Source organism: Microcoleus sp. Pol8_D6, assembly GCF_036700965.1.
GTDB lineage: Bacteria > Cyanobacteriota > Cyanobacteriia > Cyanobacteriales > Microcoleaceae > Microcoleus.
Genome location: NZ_JAUBPW010000026.1, coordinates 24,350 through 42,376, shown reverse-complemented (window position 1 = coordinate 42,376; position 18,027 = coordinate 24,350). Strand labels below are relative to the sequence as shown.

The following is an 18,027-nucleotide window of genomic DNA, read 5'->3' as shown; positions in this document are numbered from 1 at the left end:
GCACAACTTCATTTTTACATTATATAAGTATCAATGTCTAGGGCCTTTACAATAACTTTACACATTAGTGTATATACGTTTTTTAGGGCTTATTTTTTGGGTATTTCTTGGCAATTAGTCAGCCTCTAAACCTCAGCGCAAAAATACGGATGCAAAAATACACTTACACAGACAAATAATTTCAGGAGTTACGTACTGGAGACCAAAAAAACCGGGTTTTGATACCTTTGGCGCTCTCCAAAATGACTAATGACTAATAGCTAATGACTAATAGCTAATGACTAATAGCTAATGACTTATGAAAGATGACTTCGCCCAAAAAAACCATAGAAGCCCCCGATTCCTGTCGTAGAGAGATCAAAATTTTTGATCCGAGTTCAACATCCCAGATTCATCTGTGGAGTAAATCTAAAATCGTCGAGTCGTCAAAGTCTCGCCCCCCTCTAAAATCTCTAATCGACTGACTGATGACTAAAACCCCCTTGCTTCTCCTTCCCCGCGCCGATCGGCAGCCCCTTCCAACCAACCGTCTGCAGTCAGGACGATCGCATTAGCGTTTCCCCAGCCGTCACCTTCGACAATCGGGTGTCCCCGCCGCCGCAACTCCGAAAGCGTTGCAGCCTCAAAACCTCCCCGTTCCACCCTCAGTCGATCGGGCTGCCACTGGTGGTGTATCCGAGGTGCAGACACAGCATCGCCGACATTCATGTCGTGAACCAATACGTTCAGCACAATTTGCAGCACCGTGGTAATAATCGTGCTGCCTCCGGGAGCTCCCGCAGCGAGGCGAAATTTGCCATTTTCTGTCACGATGACCGGCGTCATGCTCGATAAAGGAGTTTTGCCCGGGGCGATCGAATTTGCCTCCCCGCCCACCAAACCAAACAAATTCGGCACTCCCGGCGCCGCTGCAAAATCATCCATCTCGTTGTTGAGCAAAATTCCCGTACCCGCGGCCACGACTCCAGCCCCAAAACCGCCATTCACCGTAAATGTCAAGCTTACTACATTGCGCTCTTTATCAACTACCGTAAGGTGCGTAGTTTCCGGAGACTCCCACAGGAGACGGTTCAAAGTTTCAGCGTCAACAGCCTTTACCTCGCTGGAGGGTCGGGCTTTTGACATTTGGATTTGCGATCGTCTCAATTTCGCATAATTCCTGCTAGTCAGAGCTTTGACCGATACACTCACAAAATCCGGGTCGCCCAAATACTCAGCCCGATCGGCATAAGCAATCCTCATGCTCTCCGCGAGCAAGTGCAAAGTATCTGGACTTTGCCTTCCCAAACTCTTGAGATCCGTATCTCCCAGAATCTTTAAGATTTGCAACAAATGAACGCCGCCGGAAGAAGGAGGCGACATCGCGCAAATTTCATAAGTGCGAAAGTTGCCACAAACCGGATTCCGCCAAATCGGCGTATAGTTTTTCAAATCTTCCAGAGTGATAATACCGCCGTTTTTAGTCATGTCGGCGGCGATCGCCCGCGCAATGTCCCCGGTATAAAAACTCTGCGGATTTTGTGCAATCTGCCGCAAAGTCCGCGCCAAATCCCGCTGCACCAAAAGCTCACCCGGCTGGTATAAAATGCCACCACGAGTAAAAACCTCCAGCGCCGCCCGGTTTTTTTTGAGCACATCCTGTCGTCGCCCGGTAGCCGTGGTAAAGCGCGAACTTACCGGAAAGCCTTTTTCAGCCAGGGCGATCGCCGGCGCCACCACCTGGGCCCAAGGCAACTTACCGTACTCGCGGTGCACCGTATAAAGTCCAGCAACAGTACCCGGAATACCCGCCGCCAAATGCCCGTCCAGACTTGCCCTTTGGCGCACCTTGCCTTGCTTGTCGAGGTACATATCCCGCGTCGCCCGTTTCGGAGCTCGTTCCCGGAAATCCAGCGCTTGCACAGTCCCCGTTTGGGCCCGTCGCAGCAGTAAAAAACCCCCGCCACCGATACCCGCCGAAAAAGGCTCCACCACAGAAATCGCCAAAGCCGTAGCAGCCGCCGCATCCACTGCATTGCCGCCCTGTTGCAGCAGTGCCAGCCCCGCAGCGCTCGCCAGAGGGTGAGCAGAAACTGCCATCCCCTGTTTGCTGCGCTGCTGCTCCAAGGTTGGCTGTAGCTTTTGCTGGCAGCCACCCAACACCAAGACTGTTAGGCAACAAGTATAAATTCGCACTTTGCTCAAGAAATTTGGCAACATTTTTTACGCGTGAGGCGAAGATTTTTTATAGTATACTTTTATGAGCATCTTCCCTAAAACCTAGCGGTACTAAGTTCAATCGCAGATAAATTACCTGTTATGGCTGACGGAAAAACGATTTGACCCTGGGAGGCGCTCACGGTACAAGAGGAAGAGAAAAATCAGGGACAGACGGTGGCAATTTAATAATTAAACAAGTTTGAAAAAGCAGCTTTTTTGATAAAATACGGATTTCAAAAAAGCTGATAAACTCAGAAAAACGGTGTTGCTGATTTACGGTAGGAAAAACTAAAGATGCAAATCATATAAACCCTGCTTCACAAAGCTTCTGAATTTTCCAATTATTTTTGTTTCCTAGCCTGATTAAGCAACAGCAAAACAATCAGTATTTTAGGTGATGGCTAGGGTAAGGCAACACATAGAGTAATTCAAAATGAGTCGTATTTTTTTACCCCACCCCAACTTTACCAAGGGAGGCAGTAAGAAATTCACAAATTATTTACGATTGCTGTAACAGAATTATTATAGCTTTTTTTGGGAATTTTTTTGACTTTTGGTTAATCAGTCAACCATGTTTTACTAACTCTTGATATAAAAATTTATCAAATAATTGTAATTAGGTTTGGAGGAAAGTTTCAAATTCCTCATTCCCAGTTTTGGCGCAATAAAAAAATTATGATTAGCGATTAACCGAAATCGAACTGAGTCATAAATGCAATTTTTTAGTAGCTATATAGTTATCAAACCAATAATTTTGAGTGAGGTCTGGTTTTTCTTGGTAAGTCGTATTAAAGCAAAAAGATGCGATCGAATTTAGGACAACTCCAGTCTCCGGACAAAACCCTCAATCCATCGCAGCCGTCGCCTTTGTGTCCGAAAAATTGCCCGCCAAATAATAGTCTGCACTCCGCCTGCTAAGGGCTGTCCCCTCCTTATGGTAGATAACACTCACCTTGGTAAACCTGTTATATTGGCAGTATGTAGGCAAGTTTTCTGACTACAGGTACTTGCACGTAAATGAGTCAGAGTGTCGGCTTCGATACTATACTTCGGTGAACAACTACCAAACCACACCTTAATGCAAGTTATGAATAGCCAAAAAATAAGTGTAATCATTCCTGCATTCAATGCTGCCGACACTCTGGCCGAGACAGTTGCCTCCGTACTCAATGGTACCCACAAGAATCTAGAAATTTTAATTGTTGATGACTGCTCTACTGACGCTACTGACAAAGTTGCTGCTAAGCTGGTCGAGCAAGACTCGAGAATTCAATACTTCAGAAATCCCCAAAATTACGGGGTTTCTAAGTCGAGAAATTTAATGATATATCGCGCCACAGGCGAGTATGTAGCGTTTATCGACAGCGACGATACCTGGGAACCCAATAAGTTAGAAGTTTGTTTAAAGATGCTCGCAGACAATCCCGAAGTCAAAGCTGTGGCTCACGCTTTGCGATATTTAGACAAGCGCGGCAACAAGTTGAGTTACATTCCCACCTATCCTACAACTAAAGCAGAAATGCAGGCGATTAAGGAGACAGGCGAAAGTCCTTGGGTTTTCCCGTCTTCTGTTGTAGTCTATCGCTCTATTCTACTCCAAGAAGGCGGCTTTGCAGAAGATTGGCAGGTAGGAGAAGATACAGAGTTATTTACTAAACTTGCTCAAAAGTATGGCTTGCTAGCGGCGACAGAACCTTTGGGAAATTATCGAATTAGAGGGAACTCTCTCACAGATAAACACTGGCTGAAGAAGCGCATAGCTTCTGATTGTGTCAAGGAAAACCAACTGCGGCGCTTGCGGGGAGAAAAAGAGTTATCACTCCAGGAGTACGAAGAGTTATGTTTTAAGAATTTGCCGCTTTTGCAAAGGCTTAACAAATTTCGAGAAGTTTTGGCACTGCACTACATGAGAAAGGTGGGACAAAGTTGGTTAAATCGGGAGGTTTTGCCGACTATTGTTTACGGCGTGGCTACCACAGTGCTCAATCCTCAAGCTACTGTGCACAAGTGGAAATGGATGAAAACTCACGAAAAGTTGAGTCATCAAACGGCAGAAGGTATTGGTCATTCGGCAGAATTAAACCCCCAGCGATCGTCTGAAATCGGGGGTTGATCCTAAAGGATGTTATAGTTGTATAGCCTTTCTCAGTAACATGAGGTGCACGCTTGATAAGCGGGCATAGGGCATAGGGCATAGGGGATACCTCACTTTATTGACAACTGCTATATGCGGGTTTAGGCAAGAAATTTGGTGCTGCCAATCAAGCCGAATCGAAGCCGATCGCCCTGAGACTGGTTAATACGCGATATTGGGATTTTGAGCCGTATTTGACTGTTAATATCCTGTCGGGTCAATTACCCGCAATACTAGCTACAGTGGCTTGCAGCCGTGCGATGGGACACCATATACAAATCTTTGAAAGCCGCCAGCCGATGTCAGCCTTGATTTATTCGGCCACCAGCTTCAACCGTATACAGCGTGCAAATAGCAGCGTGCGCCGATCGTGCTATTTGCTGCGAAAACAGTTACACTAAATATCATAATATAAGTAAAGAGCAAAGTTTTTTTGAAGGAAAAAATGGGTACCCCACCCCTTTTTTAGGCAGAAAATAAAAGGAAAAATTTATAAAACATTCTGCCTTTTAGCTTCAGAGGATGATCGCCTTTTTATTTGGAATTAGATTGAATTTATGGACTGGCAAGAAGTTTCTGGCAACTGGGTATTAATTCCGTCAAGACCGATCGCGATCATACATTTTCTCGGCGGTGCCTTTGTGGCGACAGCACCCCAACTCACCTATCGCTGGCTGTTAGAGGCTTTGGGGAATCAAGGATATGTTGTAGTAGCAACGCCGTTTGTCAATACTTTGGATCATATTGCGATCGCCCGCGATGTCCTCAACAAATTTGAAAATGCCCTCGATCGCCTGCGCGCCACTAAATTGCTCAAATCTTCCTATCTCCCCATCTACGGCATGGGACACAGCATGGGATGCAAACTCCACCTCCTGATCGGTTCTGTGTTTGACATAGAAAGGGCAGGCAATATTCTGATTTCTTTCAACAATTATGCGGCATCCGAAGCAATACCGATCGTCGAGCAAATTTCCCCCGTCTTTAACGTCGAGTTTACCCCTTCCCCGCAAGAGACTAATCGCCTCGTCCAAGATAGCTATCAAATCCGGCGCAATCTTTTAGTCAAATTTAACGGCGACAACATCGACCAAACCCTGCTGTTGACCAAACTGCTAAAAGCACGATTTCCCGACATGATTACCGTTCAGACTCTAGCGGGCAACCATCAAACGCCCTTGGGTCAAGATGTTAGCTGGCCTGTAGGTCAAATTTTTACACCCTTCGACGCGATCGGGCAATGGGTAAAACAAGAAGTGTATCGAGAATTAAATGAATTAAAACGGACAATTCTGCTGTGGCTTAATCCTCTGTCCCGCGTTTAAAACCCGATGAACCCATTAATCAGAAATTTCCTCTACCACTTCCAAAATATCATCTTCATTGTTCTGCCTTGAGACAGGAGTATAATTTTTGACCATCGACAAACAGTTCCGTCCATCAGCCGTTCTTTCGTAACTAATACTGTCTGCGATGTCTTTAATCAATTTTAGACCCCGCCCGCCCGGAGAATGAATATCGACTTTTTCCGAAATATCTTTGATTTTGTGCTCTAAATCAAACGGATCACCCCAATCCCAAATTTTAATCTCTAAAGATTCAGCGAACACCGCCACCTGAATGTCAACAGGCAAATCCGCTGGTTTGCCCTTGTGGGCGTGACGCACCGCATTCGTAAAGCCCTCAGCCAAAGCCAACTGACACCTTATCCACACACTTGTAGGAATTCGCGAGTCGTACAATTGTGCAAACCACGACAAAACCCAGCTTAATCCATTCAGACCTGTATTGACTTGAAGATCCGCTTTTTTTAGCATCGGCAACTTTTCGGAACCCTTTAATTCAATCACGCTCACCACACAAGTTCTTCATCCGCCGGTGGGCAAAATACAACGAGACAAAATACAACCAGATAAAATACAACGAGACAAAGTATAACGGCGGTAAAATTGAATGGTAGTTTGAGGATACTAGCTCTGGTGGGCCGTGGATCAATGTCTAATCGAATAATCGGTGAGTCACTTTACCATAAATAGCACTTCCATGTCAACCAGCGCCTGTGGCAAATAAAAGTCTATAAAATTTTATATTCTGAGTATAAACTGAGTGAAGTTCGATCGCGCCAAATTTCTATCAAATTTTAACGTAAATTGAACTCAACGACCCGCTGTCAAAAACAATTACCTCGAAAGCCATGTCAATAAACTATACTCAATCTCAGACAAGGGCGCTGACAGGATATATTTTAAATGACCCCCAGACCTTGAAAAACTTGTAGTACCTAAGTGCCCATGTTTCAAATTCTGGTTATTGACGATGATACGGCTGTTCAGGAACTGCTGAGAAGAACCCTGAAAAAACAGGGTTACGAAGTAACAGTAGCAAGTAATGGCGAAGACGGTGTAGCCCAGGCGCAAAAATTGCGTCCCGCCCTGATAATTTGCGATTGGATCATGCCGCGCTTGACCGGCATCGATGTCTGCCGTCGAGTTAAGGCAGATCCGGATCTGTCAACTACACAATTCTTTTTGTTGACTTCTTTGGGTTCGATCGCCGATCGAGTCAAAGGACTCGACGCTGGTGCCGACGATTTTATCTCAAAGCCGATCGAACTCAACGAGTTACAGGCGAGAGTACGCGCCGGATTGAGGCTGCACCAACTCAGCCGAGATTTGAAAATAGCCAAGCAAAGTCTGGAAGCAGAGTTAGCCGAGGCCGCCGAGTACGTGCAATCGCTGCTGCCAGATCCGATGACGGAACCTTTCAGCATTGAGGCAAAATTCATTCCCTCCCGGCAGTTGGGTGGAGATTGCTTCGACTACAACTGGCTAGATGCCGATTATTTGGCTATTTACTTGCTCGACGTAGCCGGTCACGGTTTGCGGGCGGCGCTGCCTTCGGTGGCCGTGCTGAATTTGCTGCGATCGCGCACGCTCCCCAACATAGACTACTACAAACCCAGCGACGTTTTGCGCGCCCTGAACACCACCTTCCAGATGAGCTACCAAAATGACAAGTATTTCACCATCTGGTATGGCGTTTACAACCGCATTTCTCGCCAGCTAGTTTATGCCAGCGCCGGCCATCCACCGGCCGTGTTGATTTCCCAGTCGCCTGCGAGCACCGCTAAAATCCAGCGATTAAAAACCCCCGGAATGCCGGTCGGGATGTTCCCTGACGCCCCCTATGTCGATAATTGCTGCGATGTAGAGGATTTGAGCACTCTCTACATCTTTAGCGACGGGGTATACGAGATCCACCAACCTGACGGCAATATCTGGGGGCTTGACCCTTTCGTAGACCTGTTAGCAGCTTACAACGGTGCAAGTGCCGACCAGTTAGAGCTGGTTTTGAACTACATTCAAAAGTTGAACGCTAAAGCAGTTTTTGATGATGATTGGTCTTTACTCAAGGTAAACTTTGGCTAGCTGACTTCTTGCAGTGCATCTGTGACCAAATAGCAAAAAGGCAGCAGCCCAAAGATTTAGTTAGTTGAGAGAATTTTGCTATTAAAAGCATCGCGGGTCTGAAATATCTCGAAAACTCGATCCATGCTGGTGAGTTCAAATAAGATGCGGATTTGCTCGTTGATAGAACAGACAACTAATTGACTCCCAGCGGCACGGACTGTTTTGAGCGCCAAGACTAAAGCGCCTAAACCAGAACTATCCATAAATGTCACATCAGTGAAGTCTATCAATACCACATCGGCTCCCGCTTCCACTAGGTCGCTAATCTCTTGGCGGAATTGACTTGCCTTGGTGCCGTCTAAAATGCCAGAGGGCTGAATAATTTTAACTACAGGACTCATATTTTGCGGTGGGAATGTCAGAATTTCTAGCCAGACTAGGCTAGTATAGCTGCGAGATGGACTCCGAGCCAAATAAGAGAGGGGGAAAGCGCCAAAGCCTGAAAGCGGGAGAATAGTTTTGAGTGCAAAAGATGCTCCTCGTCGCGGATCGTAACGCCGATCACAGTCGCAGCGCTTCGCCGGGAGTGAATTTTGAGATAGGGACAATCTTGGTTCTGCCGAAGGCCTTCTGGTATTAATTAAACTCGGCTAACTTTGGCGCGGTAGAGCAGTTTGTCGCCTTGTCTGTACCCTGTGTAGCGGACTTTGACGGGTTCTCCGGGTTCGGCTGTTCCTTCCATGAGCTGATGCTGTTGGGGGTTGTAGGGAATCTCGGCTCCGACTGGGGCGATCGACTCCACTCCCCAATGCTCCAATAACTGCTCGACTGGCCGCAGCAAGGGCAGTAGTTTCTGAGCCCGCAAGTTGTGATTTTCCTGAGCTTTGCTCGCAGCAGTCGGCCACTGCAACATCCAAGATTCTAAAATTTGCACGCTAGATAGCTGGAATTCCTGCATCAAAGATTCTCGCTGCTGTTCGATCGAAGCTTGCAAGCGCTGATATTCTTGTTCTACGGCTGTCGGTGCTGCCTTTTCTAACTCTACATAGTTTGGCGCCAAGGTTGCGAGCAGTTCCGTTAAGGAAATTTGCAAAGCTTGACTGATTTTGAGCAGGATGTCGGCTCGGGTTTGCAAAGCTAAGCCGCGACGCAGGCGACTGAGGTGGATCTCGGAAACTCCTGCTTTTTGGCTGAGTTCTCGATCGCTCGAAAGCCCCGCCTGTTCCATCAGGCGTTGCAGTTGAGGAGCATAATCTGGAATATTGGCAGTCACGAAAAACTCATCCAAATTAATAAATGGACATATTCTCGATCGTAAACTGTCACGAGCCTTAAGGAAATACATCTGTGGGGCGGGCTCCCGCACCCACCCCACAACTTTTTTTGTGGCTATTTGACGGCTACTTTTTCGGCGGCGACTGTTGCAGTTGTCGCAGAACCTTGCAAATGCGCTTCTAGGAACCACAAACGCTTGTCAATTGCCCGCGAAATTTCGGTGTACAGATCCGCTGTATCGGCATCGCCGAGTTCGCCAGTTTTGTCGATGGCGAGTCGCAGGTGTTTGGCGTAGGGTGCGTAGCGATCGGCCAAAGCCGTCACATATTCTTTCCCGTCTAAAATGTCGAAAGGAAATTCTGGCAAAATCGAATCTGCGGCGGCTGTGCGGGCTGTTCCTACAGCCAAACCGCCCAAAGCTGTGACCCGTTCGGCAACCAAATCGATGTATTCTTCGAGTTCTGTTGCCATTTCGTCAAACAGCAAGTGCAACTGGTAGAAGTCCAGGCCTTTAACGTTCCAGTGAGCTTGCTTGACTTGAGTTTTTAAGTCCAGAGTCGTTGCTAGCGTGGCGTTTAGTAGCCCCACTACTTGAGAGCGGGTGGCGGCTGACATATCGATGCGGGTGGGGTAAAGATGTTGTTTGTGATTGTTGGTAGTCATAGGTTTTTAGGTTGTTATTAGTGATTGTCGATCGAATATTTGCCTGCGTGGTGAATTTCTCTTGAGAGGCTCAGGCTAAGTGCATCTGCAACACGGCACGGGGAGCTCGGCGTACATTACAGCGGATTGTTTCTAAACCGAGACGCTGGCAAGCTTCGTACCGGTGGCAGCCGGAAAATCCGTAATACTGACCATCTACTTCTAGCACGTCGATGGGTTCGTTTAAACCTACCTCGCGGATCGATTCCATGAGGGCGGCTACTTTGGTTTGGTCGTTGACTCGCGGCAGGGGGCGGCGAATCTGGTTGAGGGGTATTTCTTCGATCCTCATGGCGTTGGTCTGTTTTGCTTCTTGCTTAATCATACTCGTAATGACTTCGACTTGGCAAGCAAAATCAGGAATTAGGCAAAAATAACGTTTATACTAGAACGATCGCGTCAACGAGAAGCGGTCGTAGAAATCAGCGACAACCCTTGAAGCCGATCGCTCCCCCAAAAGCCCAAAGCACTGTCTTACAGATCAGATTACGGTAGCTTGATCTCGAATGCTGATAAATAGTATTTAAATGCTGCTCTCACCGAGAGATTAAGCTACTTAACGACTAAGATAAGCGGCGGCAGGCAGCATTTGCAATATCACCAATACCTCTGGCCCGTGCGCCGATCGGGTTGTTAGACCGCGTATTTACAGTTGCTTCTGCCATTACTAAAAGGCTGATCGTGGCTTCGTAGAAAGGAAAATTCAATCAAGATTATTGCTTGATGATATAGTGGTACGTAAACATTTACCGAGAGTAAGGCTTAAATATGGAGTATCAATCCTATTCTATCAGGCAGTTGCTGCATGCTGTAAGTAGTGGCAGTGTTCGGATTCCTGCTTTCCAGCGAGGTTTTGTCTGGGATATGGATAGAGTTGCATATCTAATGGACAGTATCTACAAAAATTATCCTTTTGGCTCATTACTTTTTTGGCGAACTAAATACAAGCTTTCTGTAGAGAGAAAGCTGGGTCAATTTGAACTTCCACAACCCAAAGAAGATTACCCAATTGATTATGTCTTAGACGGTCAGCAAAGGCTGACATCAATATTTTCTGTTTTTCAGACCGAACTAAAGCCAACTTTCGATAGTGCATGGCTGGGAATATATTTCGATTTGGGAGCACAAGAGGATGTACAAGAAAGTCAGTTTTTGGCTCTTTCGGAGATCGATGTTGATTCATCTAAACACTTTCCTCTGAGCGTTTTATTTGACTCTGTTAGATATAGAGATGCAACTACCAAATTTACTAATGAGCAAATTATACGTTTAGATAGAATTCAAGAGAAATTTAAAGAAGTATCTATTCCTGCTCAAATTTTAAAGACGGATGATAGAGCAATTGTTGCCATTGTATTTGAGCGCGTTAATAGACTAGGAATGGAACTTGATACTCTTCAACTCCTTGCAGCCTGGACTTGGAATGACGATTTCGATTTATTAGAGAGTTTCAAAGAATTGAAAGAAGAACTTGAAGAGTTCGGATTTTCTCAAGTCGGTGAGGATGCTGATTTGATATTGAGATGTGCGGCGGCTATATTAATGAAAGATCCTACTCCAGATACTCTCTTAGAATTGAATGGTCAACAAATCAGAGCAGCATTTCCCAAGGTCAGGAATGGGATTTTGAGTGCTATCGACTTTCTAAGAACGCAGTTGAAGGTTATGTCCCTTAAGAACTTACCATCCTCTGCGTTGATCATTCCTCTATGTACCTTCTTCGCAGAACCTGATGGCAAGCAAGTGTCCTATGACTCAAACGTTTATGCCAGATTAAAAAAGTGGTTTTGGCGATCTTGCTTTACCAACCGATATGGTAGTAGGCCTAAAATAACTGCCATAACTGATATAGAAGAAATACAAAAGCTTAAAAATGGTGAGGAGAGTACTTTTGGAGATATTTCTCACGAACTAAGTAAGGATTTCTTCAAAGCTAATTATTTTAGGTTAGCTAGTGCAAATACTAAGACATTTATATTGATGTTAGCAAACCATAATCCAAAGACTTTTTTGTCCGGTTCATCAATTGATTTAGATAAAGTTTTGCAAAAGTACAACAGAGCAGAGTTTCATCATATTTATCCCAAAGCTTACTTGAGAGATTTAAACACTTCTGACGAAAAGATTAATTGTCTTGCCAACTTCTGTTTTTTGAACCGTTCAGAAAATAATAAAATAGGGCGAAAGAAACCGTCTGAGTATATCACTATCATGCCCAATGATGATGTGTTGAAAGAAATTTTAACTAATGCTTTTTGCCCACAGGAATTTTGCAATGATGATTTTGATGGTTTTGTGAATAAGCGTGCAGAACTGTTAGCTACTTTTGCAAAACAGTTGATGCAAGATGTGTAGAACCAAGCTCTAGATTTAACCAGCGCCCTAAAACAAGCTCGATCGCCCATTAAGAAAAAATCCCAGCCTCTGCTACTAAATCATATCAACTCAATCCAGCAATAATATTGACACTCATAGCCAGAATAGCGGTGTTAAAAAAGAACGATAGCACGCTGTGAAAAAGCACGAGATACCTCGTCGAACGAGAAGTGATCTGCACGTCTGCAACTTGGCAAGTCATCCCAATACCAAAGGAGAAATATAAAAAATCTTTGTAGTCAGGTTCCTCGTCGCCCGGAAAATCCAAACCCCCCGCCTGCAAGTAGCTGCCGTGCTGCTTGCTGCGGTTTTTGTAGTAGCTGCGGGCATAGTGCATCGTGAAGATAGTGTGTACCTGCATCCAAGAGCCAACAATTGTTAGGACAGAAAGCCCCAAGTGCAGAAATAGCAAATTCGGTGACAGACCTTTGGTATCGCGCAGCAGGAAGAAAATGGCTAACAAACTAGCAAAAGCGGCTGCCACGATCGTACTTAAGATTGTTAAGCGGCCAGCATCCAACTGCTGAGCGTGGTGGCGCATCATTTCGGGAGTGCCTTGCAGCATCAGCATCCAAGTTAAAATCAGGAAACTGACCGCGCCCGCGTTCCAGATGCACAGCGTCCGAGTCAGGGGGAGATAGTCAGGTGGCAGCAACACAGCAACTGCCATAGCAAAGAGAAAAGACACAAACACGCGGTGCCGGACGCTCCAGACCCAGTGCATTTTAGATTGGGAAACATTTTTCACAATAATCTACTGTAATTTAGGCACAGTCAGGGTTAGAAAATCTCAACTACTGCCATCTTCGCAGGAACTCCCAAAAAATAGGTATGAATTGGTAACACGCAGGACAAGCAGGATTTTTCATGCCTTTCGATAGATTGATCGACCTCAACCTTCTAGGTACAGTGGGAGAAAATATAAATTGTGGCTTGAAATTATGGCATCCTCCCAACCCCTCAAAGGCATTGAATTGATCGACTGCGCCAAAGCTAACGCCCAACAAGGAATCGCCACAGCCGCGAAGCTTTGTGGCTACGGAGGCGACCTCAACACCTTCGAGCGGGAACTGAAAAAGGCTTGCCAAGACATCGGCGTCGAAGTCAAGGAGTTAAACGACTTGATTACGAATCAGCAGATGATGAAACAAGGAATGGGCATTGAAATCGCTCCAGATACTCCCTCAGAACTCTAGCCTCAATCTCCACCGCACCAGTTTTAGAGCTAAGATTGCCCTGACACCAGTATTTTGAGTCTGCTAGCTGAGGCAGGCTAGAATGTTTTGCATGGGAGCTTCCGACTCTGGGCAGGAGTCGTGTTTTCTCCCGCTAAGAGGGTGCTTTCTGGAGGGTGCACAGATTGTTAGGAGGACTGTCGTGTCAGATCAGCAAGACCGAATTATGCGTTTGTTTATAGAGGAGGCTAAGGAGCACCTCGATACTCTAGAAAATGGTTTAGTGGATTTAAAGTCCACGATGAAAGACCCCGAAAGCGTCCAAGAGATGTTTCGAGCCGCCCATTCCGTGAAAGGAGGGGCGGCTATGCTGGGCTTAGATAGTATTAAAACAACCGCTCACCGCTTGGAAGATTGTTTTAAGGTGCTCAAGGACGGGCCCGTCAAGCAGGTTGACCAAACGGCAGAATCCCTATTTTTAAAGGGAGTTGATACGCTTAAGGACTTGCTGGGGCGACTGGAGGGGCCTTTCGGCTTGAGGAATGAGGAGGGAGAAAAACTCGTGCAGCAGGTGATGCCTGTTTTTGCTCAACTGGAAACTCACCTCAATAAATTGGCGTCGGGTAAAGTGCAGGCTGCTGCTGGGTCTGGTACGCCCGCCGCTCCAACAGCGGGCGCTGTGCCGGCGAATTTTGCTGTTGAAGTGATGACTTTACTCAAAGAAATGTTGCAGGTGTTCAAGCAGAAAGAATCGGCTGCTAGTCGCTCTGAGTTGACGGCTGTGTGCGTTCGCCTCTATAAGTTGGGAGGTAAAATAGAGACTTGGCAAAATTTAGTGAAAACAGCTAGAGCAGCGATTGTTAATCCCAAAAACTCTTATAAAGTCTTAGCTCCGCTGATTATCAAAGAACTCAAGGAAGCTGGCGATTTAGTACAATTGGGGAAAGTCAAGACGATCGTTCCGAGTAAAAATTTGCTACTTTTGGCAGCAAGCCCAAAACCAGCCGCCCCAGCCGCCCCAGCCGCCCCAGCCGCCCCAGCAGCAGCGTCGAAGCAAGTAGCTCTTCCAGCCGAACCGAAGGCGGTAGTCAAGCTTTTGCTCAAAACTTTCAACAAAAAGCAACTCTCGGAAATCGCCAAGTTACTGGTTAACGCCATCAAATCCTCGAACTAGGAGGTGTTGCAGTAGAAGATAGAGTTGAGCAGCAACTCGAAAAAATTCACTCATTTGAGATTTTTGCCCTCTACCTTCTACTGTTGGGCAAGCCTGCGTTAGAATTAGTGGATATGTGGGCGTGCAATATTGTACCAGAATTAAAAATCGATCAGGCTTTATAAGGCGGTAGCTGTGAAACCAATTCGTTCATTAGAAGATGCTTTAAATCGCTGTCAGGCGATGGGAATGCGCTTGAGCCGCCAGCGTCGATTTATTCTAGAACTTTTGTGGGAGGCAAAAGAACACCTCTCGGCTCGCGAAATTTACGATCGCCTCAACAAACAAGCGCATTCGATCGGGCATACTTCTGTGTATCAAAATCTAGAAGCTTTGTCGAGAGAAGGGATTATTGAGTGCATAGAACGCTCGGAAGGACGCTTGTACGGCAACGTCAGCGACTCTCACTCTCACGTCAATTGTCTTGATACGTCTCAGATTCTAGACGTTCATGTGGAATTGCCGATCGACTTGATCGAGCAAATTCAACAGCAAACGGGTGTCAAAATTGTAGACTACCGGATAGATTTCTACGGATATCGATCGGCCGAGTCCGCCACGGAAGCATCGAGTGTCAGCGATACGCCCAAGGCTTCGTAACCGATAAAGCCGCGGCTATTGGAACCAAAGCCGCTATTTTTGCTCGGCCAGTCGGTCGTATAAAATGATTTAAGTATTTAGCAGCGCTCGATCGGGTTTTTGACCGTCGCCCGCCGGAATTCGGCACAGTAGAAAAAAAGGAAAACAGAAAACTTAAACTCGATCGGCAAGTTTGGCGATCGGGAATAAAATTTACGACTAAACCCCAAAAATCAATCCTACCCCTACAGGTAAAAGTGTAGACCAAATCCGGCTTTAATACCCCCTTTATTTTTTAATCGGCTTGGAGTTGAGCAAACTTTGTGTAATTGCGGTTTCAACCGCTGAGTCCGATCGTGGAATTTCTGAGGCGGATTTAATATGAGAGCTTAGTTGAATCCCTCTCACAATTCATGTGCAGAGTCAATTCTAAAATCTAAAATCTAAAATCTAAAATTGATAGACTGACGGGGCTTTATACTGTTTTTTCGGCTAAACGGCCCCGGGATCTGTGAATAACTGTGTGATAACTGGTATGATTTACGTGCTTCGAGAGCCTAAAATACTCGGAAGCAACCAGTGGGGCGGGACACGAACCTCACTATAAAACGCCGTAGAGGGAAAGATTGCCAGTACCTTGAAGGAAGTTCTCGATCTCCTTAACAGGAGTCAGAAGCCGACATCACAATCTATAGATTTGATGTGGGAGTGTCACATGAAGAGTGCGCATTACAGGACAGGCTGAAGTAATGGCGAGACGACAATCTGACCAATTCCACACACCACCGCAATACAACCCATCCCTCAAACCGACGGCACAGTTCAGTGCAGAGGCGACAGGCGATGCGAGTTCCTCAGTAACGGCGCTGCCGACCGAGGGGAAAAGAACTTTTTGGCAGTGGCAGCTAATCTGGCTGAGTCTCCTGGTGGGATTTGGAGTAACCGGTGCCGCTGCATTTCTGTGGTTACTGACGATGCCGCCGCCGCCCAATTGCCAGCAACTGTCGCCGTTGGCGGCGGACGGAGAGCGACTTTACTGCGCTCAGCAAGCCGCTAAGTCGGGCAAGCTAGAACAGCTAGAATCGGCAATGGCACTGGTGCAGGCTTGGCCGAAAGAACATCCGCTATACTCGCAAGGTCAACATTTGATAGGGGAATGGTCGAAAGCCATTCTGGGATTTGCCAGGGCAAAAATTGAGAGGGGCGATTTGAAAGGCGCTCTGGAGATTGTGGCGAAAATTCCGAAAACCAGTCCGTCTTACCCAGAGGTACAGGAGGCTGTGACTGCTTGGGAAAAAAATTGGCAGGAGGGCCAAAAACTCTACGATACAGCCCTAGCAGCTTTGAAAAGTGAGGATTTAAGGAAGGCTTGGGATTATGCTCAAGCTTTGTTCAAGTTGGAAAATGTTTTCTGGAGTCAAAAGCGGTACAACGAGCTGATCCAGCAGATTTCTTTGGAAAGAAACGGCTGGCAGCGCTTGGAAGAGGCTAGAGATTTGGCGAAGGACGGAACTCCGCAAAAGTTCGCTGAGGCTATCGTCCTGGCTCGCAAAATAGACTCTCAGCTTTTTGCCCGCGCTAAAGCTGAGAAGGAAATTGAGGGCTGGAGCCGGACTTTGCTGGCAATGGCTACTAAGCGGTTGGGGGCGAAAGACCTGCCGGGGGCGATCGAGGCTGCTTCTGTTGTACCGCAGGATTCCCCGCTGTTTGCGGAAGCTCAAGATTTGATGCAGTTGGGTAGAGCTCAGGCAGTGACTTGGAACCAGTCGATATCAACTCCGCTGCCGCAACACATTTTTAGCTTGCTGGAAGGGCAGGGGGCTGCTAGCCAAATTGCTCCGGGTCGCCCTCTGTATAAGCAAGCTCAAGTTCAAATTGAAAATTTGCAGGTGCAGTTTCAAGATTTGCTGCGTCTGCAAGTGGCGAGCACGCTCGCTAGTGTCGGTCAGATAGGAACGTTTGGACTCGCGATCGAGCAAGCGCAAACCATCGGACTTAAGCAGCCACGGCGCGTTCACGCTCAAACTTTGGTGGCTGCTTGGCGTCGGGAAATTCAGCGGATCGAAGACCAATCTTTTCTGACTTTGGCGAAGCAGTTGGCAGAACCGCAAACGGTTGAAGGACTCAAGGGCGGCATGGCTCAGCTACTCCTGATCTCTCAAAACCGCCCCCGCAGGATAGAAGCGCAAACTCTCTTGGCTCAGTGGACGAAACGCATAGAAGTTATTCAAGATCAACCTTTTTTGGATGAAGCGCTAGCCCTGGCGAAGCAAGGAAAACTTAGTGCTGCTATTGAAAAAGCTTCGCAAATTAAGAGCGGTAGGACTTTGTACGCCAAAGCTCAGGATAATGTCTATCAGTGGGTGAGCGAACTGCAAGTTGCTCAAGACAGACCGATTCTCGATCGAGCTGCGGAATTGGCATCTCAAGGTAGTCTAGGAGCGGCGATCGATACGGCTTCCCAAATCGGTTACGGTAGGGCGCTGTATTCAGAGGCAGCAGGTGCGATTGGGCGCTGGAGTGCTGAACTCAGAGCCAACAGTGCACCGCCGCCGGAACCAGCTCGCGAGTACGCGCCGGAACCAGCTCGCGAGTATGCGCCAGCTCCCCGACAGGAGGAGTACGCGCCAGCTCCGCGACAGGAGGAGTACGCGCCAGAACCAGAGCCTTACTATCCGCCTGCGGCGAGAGAAGAGGCCCCGGCTCCGGAACCTTACTATCCGCCTGCTAGGGAGCCGGAACCTTACTATCCGCCTGCTAGAGAGCCGGAACCGGAACCTTACTATCCGCCCGCGCCAGAGCCGGAACCTTACTATCCGCCCGCGAGAGAAGAGGCCCCGGCTCCTGCTCCGGCTCCGGAACCTGCTCCTCCGGCTCCGGCTCCGGAACCCGCGCCGCCCTCGATTCCTGAATCGGCTGGGCCTCCTGATGCTAATTTGCTCCCGGAGTAATTGGGTTTTCGCA

The 18,027-nt window shown here is 47.1% G+C and carries 16 protein-coding genes; 9 read left to right on the top strand and 7 right to left on the bottom strand.

Annotated elements, in window-relative coordinates; genetic code table 11:
* Nucleotides 1-471: 471 nt before the first annotated feature.
* On the bottom strand, nucleotides 472-2,199 hold the full coding sequence (gene ggt / locus QUA10_RS12800; RefSeq protein WP_333082346.1) for a gamma-glutamyltransferase: 1,728 nt from the start codon (nucleotides 2,197-2,199) through the stop codon (nucleotides 472-474).
* Nucleotides 2,200-3,286: 1,087 nt separating this feature from the next.
* Here ggt and QUA10_RS12795 point away from each other — a divergent pair.
* The 3 genes from QUA10_RS12795 to QUA10_RS12785 all read left to right on the top strand — a co-directional run bounded on the left by QUA10_RS12795 (nucleotide 3,287) and on the right by QUA10_RS12785 (nucleotide 5,658).
* Complete coding sequence (locus tag QUA10_RS12795; RefSeq protein ID WP_333082345.1) at nucleotides 3,287-4,312, top strand: glycosyltransferase family 2 protein; 1,026 nt, start codon at nucleotides 3,287-3,289, stop codon at nucleotides 4,310-4,312.
* Nucleotides 4,313-4,527: 215 nt separating this feature from the next.
* A complete protein-coding gene (locus tag QUA10_RS12790) occupies nucleotides 4,528-4,734 on the top strand; it encodes a hypothetical protein (RefSeq protein ID WP_333086271.1) in 207 nt (68 codons plus the stop codon).
* Between the two features lie 156 nt (nucleotides 4,735-4,890).
* Nucleotides 4,891-5,658 (top strand): DUF1350 family protein, encoded by a 768-nt coding sequence (locus QUA10_RS12785; protein ID WP_333082344.1) that lies wholly within the window; start codon nucleotides 4,891-4,893, stop codon nucleotides 5,656-5,658.
* A gap of 15 nt (nucleotides 5,659-5,673) precedes the next feature.
* Here the strand turns inward: QUA10_RS12785 and QUA10_RS12780 are convergent, their stop codons facing one another.
* Nucleotides 5,674-6,192 carry an ATP-binding protein gene (locus QUA10_RS12780; RefSeq protein WP_333082343.1) on the bottom strand — a complete coding sequence of 173 codons (519 nt, stop codon included), beginning with the start codon at nucleotides 6,190-6,192 and terminating at the stop codon, nucleotides 5,674-5,676.
* Nucleotides 6,193-6,624: 432 nt separating this feature from the next.
* Between QUA10_RS12780 and QUA10_RS12775 the strand changes: the two genes are divergently transcribed.
* The gene (locus QUA10_RS12775; RefSeq protein ID WP_006632014.1) at nucleotides 6,625-7,761 is read left to right on the top strand and encodes a PP2C family protein-serine/threonine phosphatase; all 1,137 of its coding nucleotides are present in this window, start codon (nucleotides 6,625-6,627) and stop codon (nucleotides 7,759-7,761) included.
* A gap of 56 nt (nucleotides 7,762-7,817) precedes the next feature.
* Here QUA10_RS12775 and QUA10_RS12770 read toward each other — a convergent pair whose 3' ends face one another.
* The 4 genes from QUA10_RS12770 to QUA10_RS12755 form a co-directional block, all read right to left on the bottom strand.
* The gene (locus tag QUA10_RS12770; protein WP_041623653.1) at nucleotides 7,818-8,144 is read right to left on the bottom strand and encodes an STAS domain-containing protein; all 327 of its coding nucleotides are present in this window, start codon (nucleotides 8,142-8,144) and stop codon (nucleotides 7,818-7,820) included.
* A 239-nt stretch (nucleotides 8,145-8,383) separates the two neighbouring features.
* A complete protein-coding gene (locus QUA10_RS12765) occupies nucleotides 8,384-9,088 on the bottom strand; it encodes a helix-turn-helix domain-containing protein (protein ID WP_333082342.1) in 705 nt (234 codons plus the stop codon).
* Between the two features lie 44 nt (nucleotides 9,089-9,132).
* Nucleotides 9,133-9,681: a DNA starvation/stationary phase protection protein Dps gene (gene dps, locus QUA10_RS12760; RefSeq protein ID WP_333082341.1), complete on the bottom strand. Its 549-nt coding sequence runs from the start codon at nucleotides 9,679-9,681 to the stop codon at nucleotides 9,133-9,135.
* A 70-nt stretch (nucleotides 9,682-9,751) separates the two neighbouring features.
* Complete coding sequence (locus tag QUA10_RS12755) at nucleotides 9,752-10,012, bottom strand: sulfiredoxin (protein WP_333076422.1); 261 nt, start codon at nucleotides 10,010-10,012, stop codon at nucleotides 9,752-9,754.
* A gap of 476 nt (nucleotides 10,013-10,488) precedes the next feature.
* Between QUA10_RS12755 and QUA10_RS12750 the strand changes: the two genes are divergently transcribed.
* The gene (locus QUA10_RS12750; RefSeq protein WP_333082340.1) at nucleotides 10,489-12,075 is read left to right on the top strand and encodes a GmrSD restriction endonuclease domain-containing protein; all 1,587 of its coding nucleotides are present in this window, start codon (nucleotides 10,489-10,491) and stop codon (nucleotides 12,073-12,075) included.
* A gap of 85 nt (nucleotides 12,076-12,160) precedes the next feature.
* On the opposite strand, the gene QUA10_RS12745 is transcribed toward QUA10_RS12750, so the two are convergent.
* A complete protein-coding gene (locus QUA10_RS12745) occupies nucleotides 12,161-12,820 on the bottom strand; it encodes a DUF1345 domain-containing protein (protein ID WP_333076420.1) in 660 nt (219 codons plus the stop codon).
* 217 nt (nucleotides 12,821-13,037) lie between these two features.
* On the opposite strand from QUA10_RS12745, the gene QUA10_RS12740 reads away from it, so the two are divergent.
* The 4 genes from QUA10_RS12740 (at nucleotide 13,038) to QUA10_RS12725 (ending at nucleotide 18,014) form a co-directional block, all read left to right on the top strand.
* A complete protein-coding gene (locus tag QUA10_RS12740) occupies nucleotides 13,038-13,292 on the top strand; it encodes a hypothetical protein (protein ID WP_333082338.1) in 255 nt (84 codons plus the stop codon).
* Between the two features lie 82 nt (nucleotides 13,293-13,374).
* A complete protein-coding gene (locus tag QUA10_RS12735) occupies nucleotides 13,375-14,445 on the top strand; it encodes an Hpt domain-containing protein (protein WP_333082337.1) in 1,071 nt (356 codons plus the stop codon).
* Nucleotides 14,446-14,619: 174 nt separating this feature from the next.
* Nucleotides 14,620-15,084: a Fur family transcriptional regulator gene (locus QUA10_RS12730; protein WP_333082336.1), complete on the top strand. Its 465-nt coding sequence runs from the start codon at nucleotides 14,620-14,622 to the stop codon at nucleotides 15,082-15,084.
* Nucleotides 15,085-15,812: 728 nt separating this feature from the next.
* Entirely contained in the window at nucleotides 15,813-18,014 is a 2,202-nt protein-coding gene (locus tag QUA10_RS12725) for a hypothetical protein (RefSeq protein WP_333082335.1), read from the top strand.
* Nucleotides 18,015-18,027 lie beyond the last annotated feature (13 nt).